The organism is Olleya sp. YS, assembly GCF_029760915.1.
In the GTDB taxonomy this organism is placed as follows: Bacteria; Bacteroidota; Bacteroidia; order Flavobacteriales; family Flavobacteriaceae; genus Olleya.
Map to the genome: position 1 here is coordinate 1,755,572 of NZ_CP121685.1, position 18,570 is coordinate 1,774,141.

Genomic DNA, 18,570 nt, shown 5'->3' on the forward strand with positions numbered 1-18,570 from the left:
TATTAAGAATGTTGAGTTTCGTTACAACTGTCAAACTGGTCTGGAGTTTTACCACAAAATCCGCAAGATTCTCCTTCTGTATTTAACATTGGATTTTGGCTTGCACAAGTACCAGCAAATTTACCATCTTTTTTTGCCCAAATTTTAATTGCAATACCTGCAAAACCTAATCCTAAAAGACCTAAAGTAAGTAATAAAAGTTTCAAAATATGTTGCTTTTTTAATGCAGCAAAGATACTAAAATTTAAAAGAAAAGATTATTAGATTTTAGTTAATGAAAATTAATATAAGAAGACATTTATTCATTAATCTTTAAAGAGATTTCTGCTACAGGAGTATCATTAGAGCGATTTTGGCTTCCGCCTTTAGGCTCAATGGATATGCTTAATCCTAAAGCATCTTCTGTGTATGGTATCTCTTGTAGACGTCTGTCTGCTTCGCTTAAAACGCCTAAGCTTACCATTTTATCTTGTAACTCTGCCCAGATTTGATACACTTTATTATCTGGTAATTGAGGTAAAGAGACGACATCAATCATAGATTTTTTTTCTTTAGGATTGATGTAGGCAATTGTTTTAAGGTTCTTAGCTCTTCTATTTCCTTTTAAAACATATTTTTCTGTTTCAGGATTATTAAGTTGCTTAAATTGTTCTAACAACTCATTTAATGTGTTGTTATTATTGGCTATATCGCTTCTTAAATCAAAAATTTCATCGACAATAACTTGATTTTCTTCAGATAATTTTTGATTCTGATTAAATAGATATGCAGAACTTCCAGCAAATAAAAGTGCGACTACACAGGCAGCGACAGCTAGACTATACCATTTTGTTGTGCGTTTTGGTTTTAGCGTAATCACAGGTTTATCATCTACAGCATCTAAAACTGCATTTAATACAGACGCAGGTGCTTTTACTGCATTTAATTGTGCAGTAAATTCTAGTTTATCCTGTAGTGTTTCGTATGCTTTTTTAATTTCTGGATATTCAGAAATAAAGTGTTCAACCTCTAAAGTTTCAGAAGCTGTGGTTTGACCTATTAAGTATTTATTTAACAAGTCAGAGTTTAAAAATGTATTTATTTTATCATTCATCACTTTTACAATTAAGGGTTGTAAATTTTCTTCAATTCACGTAACGCAATTTTCAATCTTGATTTTATTGTACCTAATGGTATATCTAGTTCTTCGCTCGCTTCTTGTTGCGTCATTCCTTCAAAAAAGAGCGCGTTTATGACAACCTGATACTTTAAATCTAACGTGTTTAAATGCTTCTTTATATCTAAAACATCCTCATTTAAACTACTGGTTGTCAGTTTATATACGTTAGAATCTTCAATTTGGATTTCTTTATTAGATTTATTGTTTACAGATCGGATTTTATCTATTGCAGAATTATATGCAATACGATATAGCCAAGTAAATAATTTTGCTTTATCTGGATTGTAGCTTTTTCCTTTTTTCCAAACCTTAATTAAAGTCTCTTGTAAAACATCTTGCGCTAAGTCATCATCAGATATTACCTTTTTTATTACACCATATAAGGCATCAGCATAATTCTCGTACAACAAATTAATAGCTTGTTTGTCGCCATTTTTTAAATGTCTTACAATATGTTGTTCTAATGAAAATTCCAAGTTAATTAATGTAGTTGTTAGTTTAACTAATTTAAACCGAAGTTATTATTTAAGTTAAAAAATATTGACTTCAGCTTCAATAGATATATTAAAGATACGATAAATAGTGCTTTGTATTAATTTTGAAAGTTTTAAAATATCATGACCACTAGCTCCACCATAATTTACTAACACTAAAGCTTGCTTTTTGTGGACACCATAATTACCAAAAGATTTGCCTTTAAAACCTGCTGTTTCAATTAACCAGCCAGCTGGTACTTTAATAGCTTTTTTAGATACCACATAATGTGGCACATTAGGAAAATTTTGCTGTAGTTTTTCAAATTCTGATATAGTAATTACTGGATTTTTAAAGAAACTTCCAGAATTACCAATTTCTTTAGGGTTTGGTAATTTGCTTTCGCGAATAGCAATTACTGCTTTTGAAACATCTTGTATGGTTGGGTTTTTAATTTTCATGTTCTCTAACTCAGAAGTAATGGCTCCATAGTTAGTATGCAATACATGATTTTTAGTACTTAATTTAAAAGTCACACTTGTAATAATATATTGTCCTTTAGCTTCTTGTTTAAATATCGAGTTACGATACTCAAATTTACAGTCTTTATTAGAAAAAGTATCTTCTTTTAAAGTGTTTAAATTTAAAGCGTTACATGAATAAAATGTGTCTTTTAGTTCCACGCCATAAGCACCAATATTTTGTATTGGACTGGTACCGACATTACCAGGTATTAACGATAAATTTTCTAATCCTCCATAGTTGTTATCTAATGTCCAAAGCACAAAGTCATGCCAATTTTCGCCAGCTTGACAGTTAATTAAAACATCATGCTCTGTTTGTGAAATTATGGTTTTACCTTTTAAATCTATATGAATCACTAATGCGTCCACATCTTGAGTTAACAACATGTTGCTACCTCCACCAAGTATAAACTTACTAGGATATTTTTTAGAAGCGTAGATATCTTTCAACTCCTTAACAGAGTTAATCGATATAAAGTGCTTTGCTTTAACATCAATACCAAAAGTATTGTATGGTTTTAGAGATATGTTATTTAAAACTGGCACTAATCTTTATAAACTTTTAGTGCTTGTTTAATAATGTTAACTGCTTTCACTAGGCTCTCTTCATTTAAAACGTAAGCTATGCGTATTTGATTAAGTCCAACACCTGGTGTGCTGTAAAAACCTGCTGCAGGAGCTACCATTACGGTTTCTCCATCCACATCAAAAGATTCTAAAAGCCATTGTGCAAAAGCATCACTATTTTTTATTGGTAATTGAGCGATACAATAAAACGCTCCTTTTGGGTTGGCAACTTGTACACCTTCAATTTTGTTTAATTCTTCTATTAACACATTACGTCTATCTACATACTCATTAATAACATCATCAAAATAACTTTGTGGTGTCTCTAACGCAGCTTCACTTGCAATTTGAGCCAATGTTGGAGGACTCAATCGGGCTTGTGCAAATTTTAATGCAGTAGCAATAACCTCTTTGTTTTTTGAAACCAAACAACCTATACGTGCACCACACATACTATAACGTTTAGACACAGAGTCAATAACTATAGCATGGTTGTCCAAACCTACTTCTTGTAAAATGGAGTAGTGTTTTGCACCATCATAAGCAAACTCACGATATACTTCGTCTGCTATTAAAAATAAATCATGTTTTTTTACAATGTCTGCTAGTTTTTTAATCTCTTCTTTAGAATATAAATAACCTGTAGGATTTCCTGGATTACAAATTAAAATAGCTTTAGTCTTTGGTGTGATTAATTTTTCGAATTCCTCAATTGGAGGTAATGCAAAATTATCTTCAATTTTAGATATTACAGGTACGACCTTAACACCAGATGCTGTTGAAAATCCGTTATAATTTGCATAAAAAGGTTCTGGAATAATCACTTCATCATCAACATCCATAATACTTCCAAAAGCAAAAAGCAAAGCTTCACTACCACCAGTGGTAACAATTATGTCGTCATGTTTTACCTTAATATCATTTTTTGCATAATAAGCTGCTATTTTTTTTCTGTATTCCTCAGAGCCTTCAGATCTTGTGTAAGCTAAAATGTCTAATTCATGTAATTTAACTGCATCCAAAGCTATCTGTGGCGTTTTGATGTCAGGTTGACCAATATTTAAATGATACACAGTTTTGCCCATTTTATAGGCTTTTTCTGCAAAAGGAACTAATTTTCGTATTGGTGATTGAGGCATTAATTGCCCTTTTTGAGAGATTTTTGGCATTACAAATTATTTAGAATACAAATTTGCAAAAAATAATTGTAAAGTTTCTTTAAAAATTGCCTTTTAAGATTGATAAAACCTAAAAGATTTGTAAATTGATTTCAGACATCATTTTTTTTCTATGAATGCGTTTACTTAAAATAAGTTTCTTCCTAATCTTAATCTGTAGCTTTTATTCTCAAGCACAAAGTACTTATGTGTTAGATAAAGATAGTGCATCTCAAAAAATTCGTTTTGAGCTAATTAATAACGTCATAATTATTCCAGTTGAAGTTAATGGGATTTCATTGAAGTTTCTTTTAGATACAGGTGTAAGCAAGCCCATAGTTTTTAATTTTTTAAAGGCATCGGACTCATTAAAAGTTTTAAATGCAGAAAAAATAAAATTAAAAGGGTTAGGAGATGGCGATTATATTGACGCATTACGATCTAGCCATAACACATTTAAAATAGGTAATGCAATAAATACAGATCAAACTTTTTTTGCAATTTTTGACCCCAGAGTTAATTTTGCTCCAAAATTAGGAATAGCAATAGATGGTATTATTGGATACGATTTGTTTAAAGATTTTATAGTAGAAATTAATTATTCTAACAGATTTATCAGACTACACCAACCTGATAAGTATACTTACAAAAGTTGCAAAAAATGCGAAACTTTTAATTTAGAATTCAATAATAACAAACCTTATTTGGATGCTAAAGTGCTAACTAACGGTAAAGACATTCCTGTTAAGATGTTAATTGATTCTGGAAGTAGTGATGCGATTTGGTTATTTGAGGATGATGAAAAAGACTTAACCCTTTCAAAAAATTATTTTTATGATTTTTTAGGATCTGGTCTAAGCGGAAATGTATTTGGTAAACGTACCAAAATTGATGCTTTAAAATTAAAGCAATTTGTTTTAGAAAATCCAAAAGCAGCTTTTCCAGACTCTGTTACAATAGCTTCAGTTAAAAAGTTTAAAGATAGAGATGGCACCTTGGGAGGAGAGGTTTTGAGGCGTTTTAATTGTATTGTAGATTATACAAATTCTAAACTTACCTTAAAACCCAATTATTTTTTCAAGAAAAAATTTAGTTACAACAAAAGTGGATTACAGATAGAGCATGATGGAGTAAGAGTAATTATGGAGTTTGATGTGTATGATAACTCGACTACATTTAATCCAAATAGCTCAGGATTACAAGTTAAAAGTATATTAGCTAAAGATTATAAGTATTCAATTAAACCAGCTTATAGAGTGTTTAATGTTATTAAGAATTCGCCAGCATATAAAGCAGGATTACAAAAAGGAGATGTTATATTTGAAATAAACGGTAAGAGTACTCATGACATGACGTTGAATAATTTAGTTGGTTATTTTTATCAAAAAGAAGGTACAAGAATAAAACTTGTTGTAGATAGATTAGGTAAGAATAGAAAATTTGAATTTAATCTAGAATCTCCCATAAAATAAAAAAGCCGAAAACTAATTGTTTTCGGCTTTTAGTATAATTATAGTGTTGTTAACTTTTTTTAGTTTCCATTACACTTTTAGACTTTTTCTCTAATACACTAGTTTTTGAAGGGTCAATAACTTCACCTTTAATTTTAAGTGATACGGTTGGTGTTTCTGCATTAGATAAAACAGTAATTGTTTTTCTAATAGGCATTACACGATTGGTGTCGTACTTTACCTCAATTTCTCCAGTCTCTCCAGGCATGATTGGAGCTTCTGGTTTTTTTGGTACTGTACATCCGCAACTAGAACTAACTTTAGATATGATTAAAGGTGCATTACCAGTATTAGTAAACACAAAAGTTCTAACACCATTAGCACCTTTTTCTATAACTCCGTAATCTATCGTTGTTTCTTTAAACTCAATTTTAGCTATTTTTTCTTGAGCATTCACAGATAGACTAATCAATCCGATAAATAATATTGTAAATAATTTTTTCATTTTATATCTAATTTAATGGTTCGTAAATTTAATTACTTTTTATTCCTCCTGCAAAATTATTAGATGTAATGCACACTTGCAAATACTTATAGCTTATTTAACTATACATTATTCATCTATAAAATTTCACAAAAACAGAAATATAAGTACTTTTGTAAACTATATTTCAAAAACTATTCCAAAGTATGCAAATTCCATCAAAATACGATGCGCAACAAGTAGAAAATAAGTGGTATGACTACTGGATGACACACAATTATTTTCATTCTGAGCCTGACCACAGAGAGCCTTATACCATTGTTATTCCGCCACCAAACGTAACAGGAGTCTTGCATATGGGACACATGTTAAATAACACTATTCAAGATGTGTTAATCCGTCGTGCGCGTTTACAAGGTAAAAATGCCTGTTGGGTTCCTGGTACAGATCATGCCTCTATTGCTACAGAAGCTAAGGTTGTTGCTAAATTAAAGGCACAAGGTATAGATAAAAATGATTTGACAAGAGACCAGTTTTTAGCTCATGCATGGGAATGGACTGAAGAATATGGAGGCGTAATACTTGAACAACTAAAAAAATTAGGATGCTCTTGCGATTGGGACCGAACTAAATTTACAATGGATGACGACATGTCAGAAGCTGTAATAAAGGTGTTTGTAGATTTATATGAAAAAGGACTAATTTACAGAGGTTACCGTATGGTAAATTGGGATCCGGAAGCTAAAACCACGTTGTCTGATGAAGAGGTAATACATGAAGAACGTCAAGGAAACTTATACTACATCAATTATAAAATAGAAGGAAGTGACGACACGTTAACGATAGCAACTACGCGTCCAGAAACTATTTTTGGAGATACAGCCATTTGTATTAATCCAGAAGATGATCGTTTTGCGCACTTACGTGGAAAAAAAGCCATAGTGCCAATTTGTAATCGCGTAATTCCGATTATTGAAGATGAATACGTTGATGTAGAATTCGGAACAGGTTGTTTAAAAGTAACTCCTGCTCATGATGAAAACGATAAAGTTTTAGGTGATAAGCACAAATTAGAAGTCATCGATATTTTTAATGAAGATGCTTCGCTGAATAGTTATGGATTACAATTTGAAGGTCAAGATCGCTTTGCAGCTAGAAAAAATGTTGCAAAAGAGCTAGAAGCTAAAGGTGTTTTGGTTAAAACCGAAACACACATTAATAAAGTGGGTACATCAGAGCGTACCAAAGCAGTTATTGAGCCACGATTAAGCGACCAATGGTTTTTAAAAATGGAAGAATTGGTTAAACCAGCAATAGAAGCTGTTTTAGGTGAGGATGCAGAGATTAAATTATTCCCAAAGAAATTTGAAAACACGTATCGTCATTGGATGGAAAATATAAGAGATTGGAATATCTCACGTCAATTACTTTGGGGACAACAAATTCCTGCCTACTATTATGGAGATGGGAAAGAGGATTTTGTAGTAGCAGAAACTCTTGAGCAAGCTGTTAAGCTTGCACAAGAGAAAACTAACAATTTGCAACTAACTACTAACGACTTGCATCAGGATACAGACGCATTAGATACTTGGTTCAGCTCTTGGTTATGGCCTATGTCTGTGTTTGACGGAATACGCAATCCAGAAAACAAAGACATAAAATACTATTATCCAACAAACGACTTAGTAACTGGTCCAGATATTTTATTCTTTTGGGTCGCACGTATGATTATTGCTGGTTACGAATATAAAAATGAAAGACCTTTTAATAATGTATACTTAACAGGGTTAGTTCGCGATAAGCAACGCAGAAAAATGAGTAAATCTTTGGGGAACTCACCAGATGCATTAAAATTAATAGAAGATTATAGCGCAGATGGAGTACGTGTTGGATTACTGTTAAGTAGTGCTGCTGGTAACGATTTAATGTTTGACGAAGCCTTATGCCAACAAGGAAAAGGATTTGGAAACAAAATATGGAATGCCTTTAAATTAACCAACCTTTGGGAAGTTAGCGAATCTATAGAACAACCTAATTCTAGTAAAATAGCAATAGATTGGTACGAAGCTAAGTTTAATACAGTATTGGTAGAAATAGAAGACCACTTTAGTAAATACAGGTTGAGTGATGCTTTAATGGCTATTTATAAATTAATTTATGACGATTTTTGTGGATGGTTACTTGAAATTGTAAAACCAGCCTATCAACAACCTATTGATGCAATAACATATAATAAAGTGATGGCCATTTTTGAGGATAATTTAAAAATATTACATCCTTTTATGCCATTCTTAACAGAAGATATATGGCAATATATTTCTGAAAGAACTCCAGAAGACGCATTAATTATTGCTAAATGGCCAGAAGTTAAGCCAATTAATAAAGACTTAATCACGCAGTTTGAATTTGCGTCAGAAGTTATTTCTGGTATAAGAACGGTTAGAAAAGAAAAGAATATAGCGTTTAAAGATGCTATCGGTTTTTCGGTTATTAATAATGAAAGGTCAAATACAACTTTTGATACTATAATTGCTAAATTAGGAAACTTAGAAGCAATAGAGTATGTGTCAGAACCAGTTGAAGGTGCTTTAACCTTTAGAGTAAAATCTAACGAGTATTTTATACCAATGGAAGGTGCAATTGATGTGGAAGCCGAAATTGTTAAGCTAACCGAAGAGTTAAATTATACTGAAGGCTTCTTAAAATCAGTACAAAAAAAGCTGTCTAACGAGCGTTTTGTAGCTGGTGCACCAGAACAAGTTGTAGCTTCTGAAAAGAAGAAAGAAGCAGACGCTTTGGCTAAGATTGAGACTTTAAAATCTAGTTTAGAGAGTTTAAAGTAAGTCAAAATGTCAAACAAAACCAAATACTCAATACTTACAGCAATTGTAATTATTGGAACCTATTTAATTAAAGACTATTTAATTGCAAAAGAAAAAATTGAAGTAGTTGCAGGTGGTGCAACTGTAAAAGCAAACACCAACGAGTACTTTTTACCAACTAGCACAACAGGTCAAATTGTCCATCACGAAGGATACAGTCTAAGTTATAGTGAACCACATGAGCAAGCAGAATGGGTGGCTTACGAGCTTAAAAAGTCTCATTTAAGTAACGCTAATTTTAAGCGTCCTTATTTTGAAATTGATGAAGCAGTAAAAACAGGTGCAGCACATTGGCGTAATTATAAACAATCAGGTTATGATCGTGGACATTTATGTCCTGCAGGTGACAGAAAATATAGTCAAGCAGCGCATGACGAAACGTTTTTAACTAGTAATATCTCTCCTCAAAAACACGATTTTAACTCTGGAGTGTGGAATAGGCTAGAACAAAAAACACGCTATTGGGCTAGTAAGTATGATGGTGTTTTTGTTATATCTGGAGGAATATTAAAAGGTAAAATGAAATCTATAGGTACCGAGAAAGTGTCTGTGCCAAATCAGTTTTACAAAGTGTTAATAGATAACAATACTGGTAAAACTAAAATGATTGCATTTTTGATGGATCATCAAGATTCTGACTTGCCACTTTACAAATTTGTGACTTCAGTAGATCACATTGAAAGCTTGACAGGGATTGATTTCTTTTCAGAATTAGATGATGACCTTGAAAACAATTTAGAAGCTTCAAGCGACTATAAAAACTGGAGTTTTTAAAACAGTTTTTTCTTAACTCCTTTCCAGCGTAAATGTCTTATAAATCTACCTTCTTCAACAGTTACAAGTTGTTTAGGTTTATTTATAACAGCTTTTAAATAGCCAATTACATAATCTTTAAAATATTTAAAACTGTTCTTTTTTATTCCCATTTTGATGGCTGTAATAAAAGTAAGTATAAAGCCATATCGCATTTTATACATCGCTTCGCCTTGTAAGTATTTAGCAGATTTATTATAACTGATGCCAGTTGGTTTGAGATGCTTAACATGTAAAGAGTCATCCAAGACAATATTCCAATTATGGTATTTGGCAAGTAGCTCGTCCACAGTATCCCAACCCATGGACTTTTTTAATTGCCCAATTGCTTCAAAACAGTCTTTTTTGTAGGCTTTCAAAGCACCTCTAATGTGGTCCTTACTGGTAATATCCTCTAAAACCCATTGGTTATTTTTTAGAATGTAGCAGTAACCAGCAACCATCCCAATGTTTTTATTGGTATTAAAATGAAGAGCTAATTTTTCTAAATAATTTAAAGGAAAAATTAAGTCAGCATCAAATTTACAAATCACATCAAAATCCTTTGCAATAACTTCGTAACCTTTGTAAAAAGCATTAATTATTTTGGTGCCTGGTAAATGTTTATTGGAAGACGTAATATTAATCAATTTTATAAAATCAAATTTTTGCTGAAACTCTTCAACTATCATTCTAGTCTCGTCAGTCGAGTTATCATTAACTACAACAAGTTCCTTTGGAAGTAAAGTTTGATCAGTAAGTGATTTTAAAGTCAATCCAATGGAGGAGGCTTCGTTGTGAGCAGGAATGATTATATAAAATTTCATTTATTTCTAAGTATATTTAGATATTAGATGAGTTTTATCTTTGGGTACGAAGAAGCAATTTCTAATACCATCATCATTTTCTCTAACTATACTTGTAACTTTAGTTAGATTTTTATTTTTATGGTTAAATATTAAATAATTTAATGGTTTGAAAAAATCTTCTAATTCTTTTTCTATAGTGTTAAACAATGTTTCACAAATAACTATTGGTTGATTCTCAATAATTGTATTTTTTCCATTATTTAATATTTCAATTTCAGTTCCTTCTGTATCCAGTTTAATTATATCGATATTTTTAATATTATTTTGTTTAACAAATTTATCTAAAGTAGTTGTAGATACTTCTCTTTTTATAAAATTCCTTGACTTTGTTTTAGTGCCAGTATTACCTTCTCCAGCTAAATTATACTTTAAATTTTTATATTTAACATTTTCTACTTCATAAAAATCAATTACTCCTATAGAATTTGATAATGCAACATCAAAAGTTTTAATTTGATTTTCAAATTTATTTAGTTCGATATTTTTATCTAAGTAGTATTTTGGACCAATTGCAGGTTCAAATGCATAAATTTTTATTTTAGGATTTGATTGGCCTGCTAGCAGAGAATAATAGCCAATATTTGAACCTATGTCCAAAAAAGTTCTCTTATTTTTTACTAAATCTTCAAATATGACTGAATATTCAAATTTTTTGTAACCTTTCCAATAGAGTAACTGAGTTAAATAACTAGTTTGATTGGTTTCAATTTTAAGAATACCTGATGTTGTTTTTATTTTTATAATACCAGAGGGAGGGAGTTTAATATTTGGAATAAACTTTCCTAAAAGTTTATTTATTTTTCGAAAAATAAAATTTATATTTCTTTGATATATAATTTTATAAATAATATTTGCTAATTTCATTACTAAATATATTAAATTGTAAATATATATTCCTCCTTAATTAAATTAATTTAAATGCGTTTTTATTTTTTATTTTTTTATTTGCTTTTTTCTAAAATTTTATTTTCTCAAAATGTAACTGTCTCAAGTTATCAGAAAATAAATGATTTAAATGGAGGATTTAGTGGGATTTTAAATGATCAAGATAATTTTGGGGTTTCAATTGATAATATTGAAGATTTGGATGGAAATGGCGTCAATGATTTGATTGTTGGAAGTTTTTCAGATGATGATGGAGGAACAAATAGAGGAGCAGTTTGGATATTGTTTTTAGACAGTTCCAATAATGTTATAAATGAAACTAAAATAAGTAATACTTCAGGCGGTTTTGGAGGTGCTTTAGATAATAATGATCGTTTTGGTGGAGCTGTATCTTATCTAGGAGATTTAAATGGTGACGGGAAAATAGAAGTAGCTGTTGGTGCAGATTATGATGGAGATGGTGGTGTGTGGAAAGGTGCTGTTTGGATACTTTCTTTAAATTTAGATGGGACAGTTTTTTCTCATTCTAAGATAAGTAGTACTTCAGGTAATTTTAATGGTAATATTAATGGTGATGCTATTTTTGGAACAGATATAGAAAATATAGGAGACCTAAATAATGATGGAATAGATGATTTAGCTGTTGGATCTAGAAGAGATAATGATGGAGGAGGAAATGAAGGGGCAGTTTGGATTCTTTTCCTAAATTCGGATTTTACTGTTAATGATTACCAAAAGATTAGTGAAACATCTGGTGGTTTAAATATAAATTTAGGTTTTGAAGATTATTTTGGTGGATCTGTTGCAAATCTTGGAGATTTAAATGGAGACGGTGTAATTGACATTGCAGTTGGAAGTTATAGGGATGATGATAGTGTAAGTAATTCTGGTGCAATATATATACTTTTTTTAAATCAAAATGGTACTGTAAATAGCACTCAAAAAATATCGAATATAGATGGAGGTTTTTCTAATGAGTTTAGTCAAGAGGCACTTTTCGGAGAGTCTATTGATGGAGTTTCTGATAGAGATGGTGATGGTAAAATTGAAATCATAGTCGGTGCAATGAAACAATTTAATCCTACATTATCTGTATCTACTGGAGGGTTTTACGTAATAGAATTAAATTCTGATGGTACTATGTCTGAATTTGAGTTTTATAGTTATAATGAGAATTGTTTTCAAGGACAATTAGCAAACGGTGATTTATTTTCTGGTTCTGTTACTATGTTGACAGATTCTACTTTTGCTATAGGTGCTTATGGAGATAGTGAAAATGGTTTTAGGAAAGGTGCGGTTTGGATATTAGAGATTTCAGACGCCTCAAATATTAACGTGAATACTATTGATCCAACTGTTTGTGGTACCAATGATGGTTCAATAATATTTTCTAGCTTTATACCAAATACAAGTTATACTGTAAGTTTTGATCACGATGGTCAATCTGAAGTTTGGATTCCAGACTCTAATAGTTCAGGAGAAATAGTTTTGTCTAATTTAAATGAAGGTTTATATTCAAATATTAATATTACTCAAAGTAACGATTTAACTTGCAATATTAATATTGAAGATGTGGTATTGACTACTAATGATTTTGTTTTAAATTTTTCTGTTAATTCTAATGTAGATTGTGGTGTGTCAACAGGAAGTATTTTAATAGAAAATTTAGCGCCAAACACATCATATATTTATGATTATGAATTTGATAGTTTAATGTTTTCGGGAAGTTTCATTTCTGATACTAATGGAGAATGGATTATTGATGGATTGTCAGCTGGAGATTACGAATTTTTAATGGTAGTTGATTCAGTTAGTTCATGTACCGATGGTATAGGTTTATTAACTATAGGGAGTGCATCACTAAATGCTGGTGTAAATAGTAATAATCCAACACTTTGTAATACAATTGACGGCTCAATTGTTTTTACAGGTTTAACTACAGGATTGCATTATACAATAAACTATGAGCTCAATGGTAATATAACAACGCTTAATATGCAAGCAGATATATCAGGTGAGATACATGCTAACTCATTAGGAAGTGGTGTTTATGAGAGTTTAGTTATAATTGAAGATTTAAGTGGTTGTTCCCAAGATTTTGGAAATGTTACTTTAACGACTCCAATAGTAGATTACAATTTTTCAGTAGTTCCATCATCAAGTTGCGTTGCTGATGGAGCAATTTTAATTACAGGATTAATACCTAATAGTGAGCATGATGTTTTCTATGATTTTAATGGAGTTACTGTTGGCGATTTGATATTTTCAGATGCTTCTGGATATATAACTTTATTAGATTTATCTGTTGGAACTTATCAAAATATTATTGTTCATAGTTATTCAGATGGTTGTTCTGATAGCGAAATGGAACTAATAATTCCTGTAGGGTCAAATTTTACAGCTACGATAACATCAAATAACCCGACAGGTTGTAATATGTCTGATGGGATAATTTCTATTGGAGGTCTTGAAGATGAATCAAGCTATACAATAGTTTATAATAATAACGGAGTTGAAAATACTGTGACTTTAACTTCGAATTCATTTGGGGAATTAAATATAACAGGTTTATCTTTCGGTTCTTACAGTAGTATTTCTATTACAGAAGATAGTACAGGATGTGTTGCTAATTTAGACTCTATCACACTGACGACTTCAAATTTAACTGCAACTATAGATTCAATTAACCCAACAAGTTGTAATGTATCAGATGGAGTAATAATACTATCTGATCTTGGAGACACACTAAGTTATACAATTTCCTATGATTATAATGGAGTTGAAGTTAACATAACATTAAGTTCAAATTCATTAGGGGAATTAAATATAACAGACTTGTCTTCTGGAATTTATGATAATATAACTATAATCGAAGATAGTACTGGCTGTGTTGTTAATGCGAGCCTTATTGACTTAGTTTGTTTTGATGATTTGACAGAATGTATAAAAGTAAAAAAGTTTTTTACTCCAAACAATGATACTGTAAATGATGTTTGGAAGGTAGAAGTAGAGTCTAATTTTTGTGATTTTGAACTTTATATTTTTGATCGGTATGGCAAATTATTAAAAACACTTACTCCAAATAATAGATTTTGGGATGGCACATTTAAAGGCTTGAATATGCCAACTAATGATTATTGGTACTTAGTTGAATATAAAGATGAATTAGGTTTTAAAAAACAACTAAAATCTCATTTTACTCTAAAAAGATAATTTTTAATATTTATAAACTATCGCGTTAATGTGCATACCTGCACCAACACTAGCAAATATAATAACATCTCCTTTTTCTATTTGCTGATTTTCTAATTTATTATTTCTTATTAAATCAAATAATGTAGGAACAGTTGCAACAGAACTATTACCCAGTTTATGAATACTCATTGGCATAATGCCTTCTGGTTCTGGTGTTTTATACAAACGATAAAAACGTTTTATTATGGCTTCATCCATTTTTTCGTTAGCTTGATGAATCAATATTTTTTTGACATCTTTAATGTCAACACCACTATTATCCAAACACTCTTTCATGGCTAATGGCACATTGTTTAATGCAAACTCATAGATTTTACGACCATGCATTTTAATATAACGCGTGTCTTTATCTAAGTCTTGATTGTTTGAGTTGCCAAAGAATAAATAATAGGCTTCGTCATAAGTAAAACTTGCAGTATTATGGGCTAAAATTCCGCCTTCTTCATCTGTAGCTTCTACTATTGTTGCACCAGCACCATCACTGTAAATCATGCTATCTCTATCGTGTTTATCAACTACTCTAGAAAGTGTTTCGCTACCAATAACTAAACATTTTTTTGCCATTCCAGCTTTAATATAAGCTTGAGCTTGTATGACACCTTCTACCCATCCTGGACATCCAAATAAAATGTCATAGGCGACACATTTAGGATTTTTAATACGTAAATTGTGTTTTACTCTCGAAGCTAAACATGGTAAAACATCAGTTTGAATAGTATCCGATTTAACGTCTCCAAAGTTGTGTGCGCAAATTATATAATCTAAGGTTTCGGGATCTACATTAGCATCTTCAATAGCTTTTTGGGCAGCTAAAAATCCTAGATCAGATGAGGTTAATTGCTCTTCTGCATAACGACGTTCACTAATACCTGTAATAGCTTTAAACTTATCAACAATAACTTCGTTTGGGTAATTTATTGTGCTACCATCTTCATTTAAAAATTGATGACTGTAAAAGTCTTCATTTTTCTCGATACCCTTTGGGATATAGCTTCCTGTTCCTGTAATCTTAATATTCATAAAAAAAGAAATTGCCTTAATTTGTTTACTTTGCTAAGATAAGCAGTAAAAATTAAAGGCAATTTGTATTGGTTAAAAAAATACGACGTTCAAATCGTTTTATGCTTCCATATACTCTTCAATTGGCGCACAGGTACAAATTAGGTTTCTGTCACCATAGGCATCGTCTACACGTCTTACTGAAGGCCAAAACTTGTTGTCTGCAACATAGTCTAATGGATAGGCTGCTTTTTCACGTGAATAAGGTAACAACCATTCATCTGACGTTAACATTGCTAAAGTATGTGGTGCATTTTTAAGTGGATTATTATCGTCATCTTTTGTAGTTGCATCAATTTCTTTTCTAATAGAAATCATAGCGTCACAAAAACGATCCATTTCTGCTTTACTTTCACTTTCGGTAGGTTCAATCATCATCGTTCCAGCTACTGGAAAAGACACAGTTGGTGCATGAAAACCGTAATCCATTAATCGTTTTGCGATATCTACCACTTCAATTCCATGGGCTTTAAATGGACGACAATCGATAATCATCTCATGCGCAGCGCGACCACGTTCTCCTGAGTATAAGGTTTCAAAAGCACCTTGCAGTCTGTGCTTGATATAATTGGCGTTTAAAATTGCAATTTCAGTTGATTTTTTTAATCCCTCAGCACCAAGCATTTTGATATATCCATAAGAAATTAAACAGGCTAATGCACTTCCAAATGGTGCTGCAGAGATTGATGTAATGGCTTTGTCTCCTCCAGTTTTTACAATAGGGTTTCCAGGTAAAAATGGAACTAATTGTTTTGCAACACAAATTGGACCCACTCCAGGACCTCCTCCTCCATGAGGAATAGCAAAGGTTTTATGCAAATTTAAATGGCAAACATCTGCTCCGATATTTCCTGGGTTAGTCAACCCAACTTGTGCATTCATGTTGGCACCATCCATATAAACCTGTCCGCCACAATCGTGAATGATTTGTGTGATTTCTTTAATGGACGCTTCGTAAACACCGTGAGTTGAAGGATAGGTGACCATTAATGCGGATAAATTGTCCTTATGTAATTCTGCTTTTTCACGTAAATCGTCAACATCAATATTTCCTTCGTCAGTCGATTTTGTCACCACTACTTTCATTCCAGCCATTACAGCACTTGCTGGATTAGTACCATGAGCAGAGCTTGGAATTAAACAGATATTTCTGTGATGATCTCCTCTAGATTCGTGATAGGCTTTTATTACCATCAAACCTGCAAACTCACCTTGCGCACCAGAATTTGGCTGTAAAGACGTTGCTGCAAAACCAGTAATTTCAGTTAATTGGTCTTCTAATTCTTTTAAAATTTGGGCATAGCCTCTAGCTTGTTTTAAAGGTGCAAAGGGATGAATATTTCCCCACTTGAACCAGCTTAATGGCAACATTTCTGCTGCAGCATTTAGTTTCATAGTACAAGATCCAAGAGAAATCATCGAGTGGTTTAATGATAAATCTTTACGCTCTAGTTTTTTAATGTAGCGCATCAATTCAGTCTCAGAATGATGTGTATTAAAGACGTCTAAAGTTAAAAAATCTGTTGTTCTCTCTAATGTTTTATCAATAACAGTAGCTTCAGAAATTGACGAGATTGTTTTTACTTCTTCATTTGCAACTTCAGCAAAAATTGAAATGATATAATTTAAATCTCTAACAGAAGTTGTTTCGTTTAAAGCAATCGTAACCGTTTCAGCATCTGGATAGAAAAAGTTTACTTTCTTATCTTTAGCTACTTTTTTTACTGTTTTAGCATCTGTTTTTATTTGTAACGTATCAAAATATGAGGTGTTAATTTGATTAAACCCTAATTGTTCTAATGCATTAGCTAGTGTAGTTGCACAATTATGAACTTTGTCTGCTATGTTTTGTAATCCTTTTGGGCCATGATAGACTGCATACATACCAGCCATAACAGCCAGTAAAACTTGTGCTGTACAGATATTAGAAGTTGCTTTATCGCGTTTGATGTGTTGCTCTCGCGTTTGTAAAGCCATACGTAACGCTCTGTTGCCATTTGCATCTTTAGTTACACCAATGATACGTCCAGGAATATCGCGTTTGTAAGCTTCTTTAGTTGCAAAATAAGCTGCATGTGGACCACCATAACCCATTGGTATTCCAAAGCGTTGTGTAGTACCAACAACTACGTCTGCACCAAATTTACCTGGAGCTTCTAATTTTACTAAGCTTAAAATATCTGCTGCAACTGCTACTTTAATGTTGTTGCTATTAGCATTTTCTATAAAGGATTTGATATCTGTAATCTGACCGTTTTTTCCTGGATATTGAAGGATGGCTCCAAAAAATTCTGTTGAAAAATCAAAGGTATCTTCATTGCCAATCACTAATTCAATACCAATTGGGTTAGCTCTAGTTTGTAATAATGAAAGGGTTTGGGGTAAAATATGTTCTGAAACAAAAAACTTATTTATTCCTGCTTTTTTCTGGTTGCGCTCTCTTACTGCAAATAATAAGCTCATTGCTTCTGCTGCTGCAGTACTTTCGTCTAAAAGAGAAGCGTTTGCCAACTCCATTCCTGTTAAGTCAGTAACCATAGTTTGGAAGTTTAATAAGGCTTCTAAACGTCCTTGAGCAATCTCTGCTTGATATGGCGTATAAGCAGTGTACCAACCTGGATTTTCTAAAATGTTACGTTGTATAACTGCTGGTAAAATAGTTGGGTGGTAACCTAAACCAATATATGTTTTATAAACTTTATTTTTTTTAGAGACGTCATTTAAGTAAACCAAGTATTCTTGCTCACTCATAGCTTCATCTAAATCTAAGTCTTTTTTTAATCTAATGTCATCAGGAATAGTTTCGTAGATTAATTGGTCTATACTATCTGCTCCAATAGTTTTTAGCATCTGTTTTTGGTCGTCTTCTCTAGGACCAATGTGTCGTAATGCGAAAGCGTTTGTATTCATTTAAGTTGTGTTGTTAGTTTTTCAATTTAAATGTTGAAAAACATGAATTAAAGTGGCTTTTTTAATGATTGCAAAATTAACGAAAACTAATAGTAATATTTT

At 31.8% G+C, this 18,570-nt stretch carries 14 protein-coding genes; 4 read left to right on the forward strand and 10 right to left on the reverse strand.

All coding sequences use genetic code 11. The annotated features are described in order from the left end of the window. Positions 1-2: 2 nt before the first annotated feature. The 5 genes from Ollyesu_RS07990 to Ollyesu_RS08010 form a co-directional block, all read right to left on the reverse strand. Positions 3-206: a membrane or secreted protein gene (locus Ollyesu_RS07990; protein WP_279300711.1), complete on the reverse strand. Its 204-nt coding sequence runs from the start codon at positions 204-206 to the stop codon at positions 3-5. A 92-nt stretch (positions 207-298) separates the two neighbouring features. Next, positions 299-1,093, reverse strand: a complete 795-nt coding sequence (locus Ollyesu_RS07995; RefSeq protein ID WP_279300712.1) for an anti-sigma factor — start codon at positions 1,091-1,093, stop codon at positions 299-301. An 11-nt stretch (positions 1,094-1,104) separates the two neighbouring features. Next, the gene (locus tag Ollyesu_RS08000; protein WP_279300713.1) at positions 1,105-1,635 is read right to left on the reverse strand and encodes a sigma-70 family RNA polymerase sigma factor; all 531 of its coding nucleotides are present in this window, start codon (positions 1,633-1,635) and stop codon (positions 1,105-1,107) included. 54 nt (positions 1,636-1,689) lie between these two features. Next, entirely contained in the window at positions 1,690-2,703 is a 1,014-nt protein-coding gene (gene murB, locus Ollyesu_RS08005; protein WP_279300714.1) for a UDP-N-acetylmuramate dehydrogenase, read from the reverse strand. Beyond that, on the reverse strand, positions 2,703-3,893 hold the full coding sequence (locus Ollyesu_RS08010) for a pyridoxal phosphate-dependent aminotransferase (RefSeq protein WP_279300715.1): 1,191 nt from the start codon (positions 3,891-3,893) through the stop codon (positions 2,703-2,705). Before Ollyesu_RS08010 ends, murB begins: the two co-directional genes overlap by 1 nt. Positions 3,894-4,018: 125 nt before the next feature. On the opposite strand from Ollyesu_RS08010, the gene Ollyesu_RS08015 reads away from it, so the two are divergent. Further along, complete coding sequence (locus Ollyesu_RS08015; protein ID WP_279300716.1) at positions 4,019-5,353, forward strand: aspartyl protease family protein; 1,335 nt, start codon at positions 4,019-4,021, stop codon at positions 5,351-5,353. Between the two features lie 49 nt (positions 5,354-5,402). Here Ollyesu_RS08015 and Ollyesu_RS08020 read toward each other — a convergent pair whose 3' ends face one another. Then, positions 5,403-5,837: a DUF1573 domain-containing protein gene (locus Ollyesu_RS08020; RefSeq protein ID WP_279300717.1), complete on the reverse strand. Its 435-nt coding sequence runs from the start codon at positions 5,835-5,837 to the stop codon at positions 5,403-5,405. A gap of 185 nt (positions 5,838-6,022) precedes the next feature. Between Ollyesu_RS08020 and Ollyesu_RS08025 the strand changes: the two genes are divergently transcribed. Both Ollyesu_RS08025 and Ollyesu_RS08030 read left to right on the forward strand, forming a co-directional pair. Further along, positions 6,023-8,659, forward strand: a complete 2,637-nt coding sequence (locus Ollyesu_RS08025; RefSeq protein ID WP_279300718.1) for a valine--tRNA ligase — start codon at positions 6,023-6,025, stop codon at positions 8,657-8,659. 6 nt (positions 8,660-8,665) lie between these two features. Beyond that, positions 8,666-9,472, forward strand: coding sequence for a DNA/RNA non-specific endonuclease (locus Ollyesu_RS08030; protein WP_279300719.1), 807 nt, complete (start codon positions 8,666-8,668; stop codon positions 9,470-9,472). Here the strand turns inward: Ollyesu_RS08030 and Ollyesu_RS08035 are convergent. Next, complete coding sequence (locus tag Ollyesu_RS08035) at positions 9,469-10,317, reverse strand: glycosyltransferase family 2 protein (RefSeq protein WP_279300720.1); 849 nt, start codon at positions 10,315-10,317, stop codon at positions 9,469-9,471. The two genes, Ollyesu_RS08030 and Ollyesu_RS08035, sit on opposite strands and share 4 nt — an antisense overlap. 6 nt (positions 10,318-10,323) lie before the next feature. After that, positions 10,324-11,223, reverse strand: coding sequence for an FkbM family methyltransferase (locus tag Ollyesu_RS08040; protein ID WP_279300721.1), 900 nt, complete (start codon positions 11,221-11,223; stop codon positions 10,324-10,326). Between the two features lie 54 nt (positions 11,224-11,277). Between Ollyesu_RS08040 and Ollyesu_RS08045 the strand changes: the two genes are divergently transcribed. Beyond that, a complete protein-coding gene (locus tag Ollyesu_RS08045) occupies positions 11,278-14,457 on the forward strand; it encodes a T9SS type B sorting domain-containing protein (RefSeq protein WP_279300722.1) in 3,180 nt (1,059 codons plus the stop codon). Between the two features lie 3 nt (positions 14,458-14,460). Here the strand turns inward: Ollyesu_RS08045 and Ollyesu_RS08050 are convergent, their stop codons facing one another. Both Ollyesu_RS08050 and gcvP read right to left on the reverse strand, forming a co-directional pair. Next, on the reverse strand, positions 14,461-15,519 hold the full coding sequence (locus Ollyesu_RS08050; RefSeq protein ID WP_279300723.1) for a ketoacyl-ACP synthase III: 1,059 nt from the start codon (positions 15,517-15,519) through the stop codon (positions 14,461-14,463). Positions 15,520-15,618: 99 nt separating this feature from the next. Next, positions 15,619-18,468, reverse strand: a complete 2,850-nt coding sequence (gene gcvP, locus Ollyesu_RS08055; protein WP_279300724.1) for an aminomethyl-transferring glycine dehydrogenase — start codon at positions 18,466-18,468, stop codon at positions 15,619-15,621. Positions 18,469-18,570 lie beyond the last annotated feature (102 nt).

What these genes read in the sequence shown, in the direction of transcription:
- Ollyesu_RS07995 (WP_279300712.1), bottom strand. Translation starts at nt 1,093, where the DNA reads ATGAATGATAAAATAAATACATTTTTAAACTCTGACTTGTTAAATAAA.
- Ollyesu_RS08010 (WP_279300715.1), bottom strand. Translation starts at nt 3,893, where the DNA reads ATGCCAAAAATCTCTCAAAAAGGGCAATTAATGCCTCAATCACCAATA.
- Ollyesu_RS08015 (WP_279300716.1), top strand. Translation starts at nt 4,019, where the DNA reads ATGCGTTTACTTAAAATAAGTTTCTTCCTAATCTTAATCTGTAGCTTT.
- Ollyesu_RS08020 (WP_279300717.1), bottom strand. Translation starts at nt 5,837, where the DNA reads ATGAAAAAATTATTTACAATATTATTTATCGGATTGATTAGTCTATCT.
- Ollyesu_RS08025 (WP_279300718.1), top strand. Translation starts at nt 6,023, where the DNA reads ATGCAAATTCCATCAAAATACGATGCGCAACAAGTAGAAAATAAGTGG.
- Ollyesu_RS08030 (WP_279300719.1), top strand. Translation starts at nt 8,666, where the DNA reads ATGTCAAACAAAACCAAATACTCAATACTTACAGCAATTGTAATTATT.
- Ollyesu_RS08035 (WP_279300720.1), bottom strand. Translation starts at nt 10,317, where the DNA reads ATGAAATTTTATATAATCATTCCTGCTCACAACGAAGCCTCCTCCATT.
- Ollyesu_RS08040 (WP_279300721.1), bottom strand. Translation starts at nt 11,223, where the DNA reads ATGAAATTAGCAAATATTATTTATAAAATTATATATCAAAGAAATATA.
- Ollyesu_RS08045 (WP_279300722.1), top strand. Translation starts at nt 11,278, where the DNA reads ATGCGTTTTTATTTTTTATTTTTTTATTTGCTTTTTTCTAAAATTTTA.
- Ollyesu_RS08050 (WP_279300723.1), bottom strand. Translation starts at nt 15,519, where the DNA reads ATGAATATTAAGATTACAGGAACAGGAAGCTATATCCCAAAGGGTATC.
- gcvP (WP_279300724.1), bottom strand. Translation starts at nt 18,468, where the DNA reads ATGAATACAAACGCTTTCGCATTACGACACATTGGTCCTAGAGAAGAC.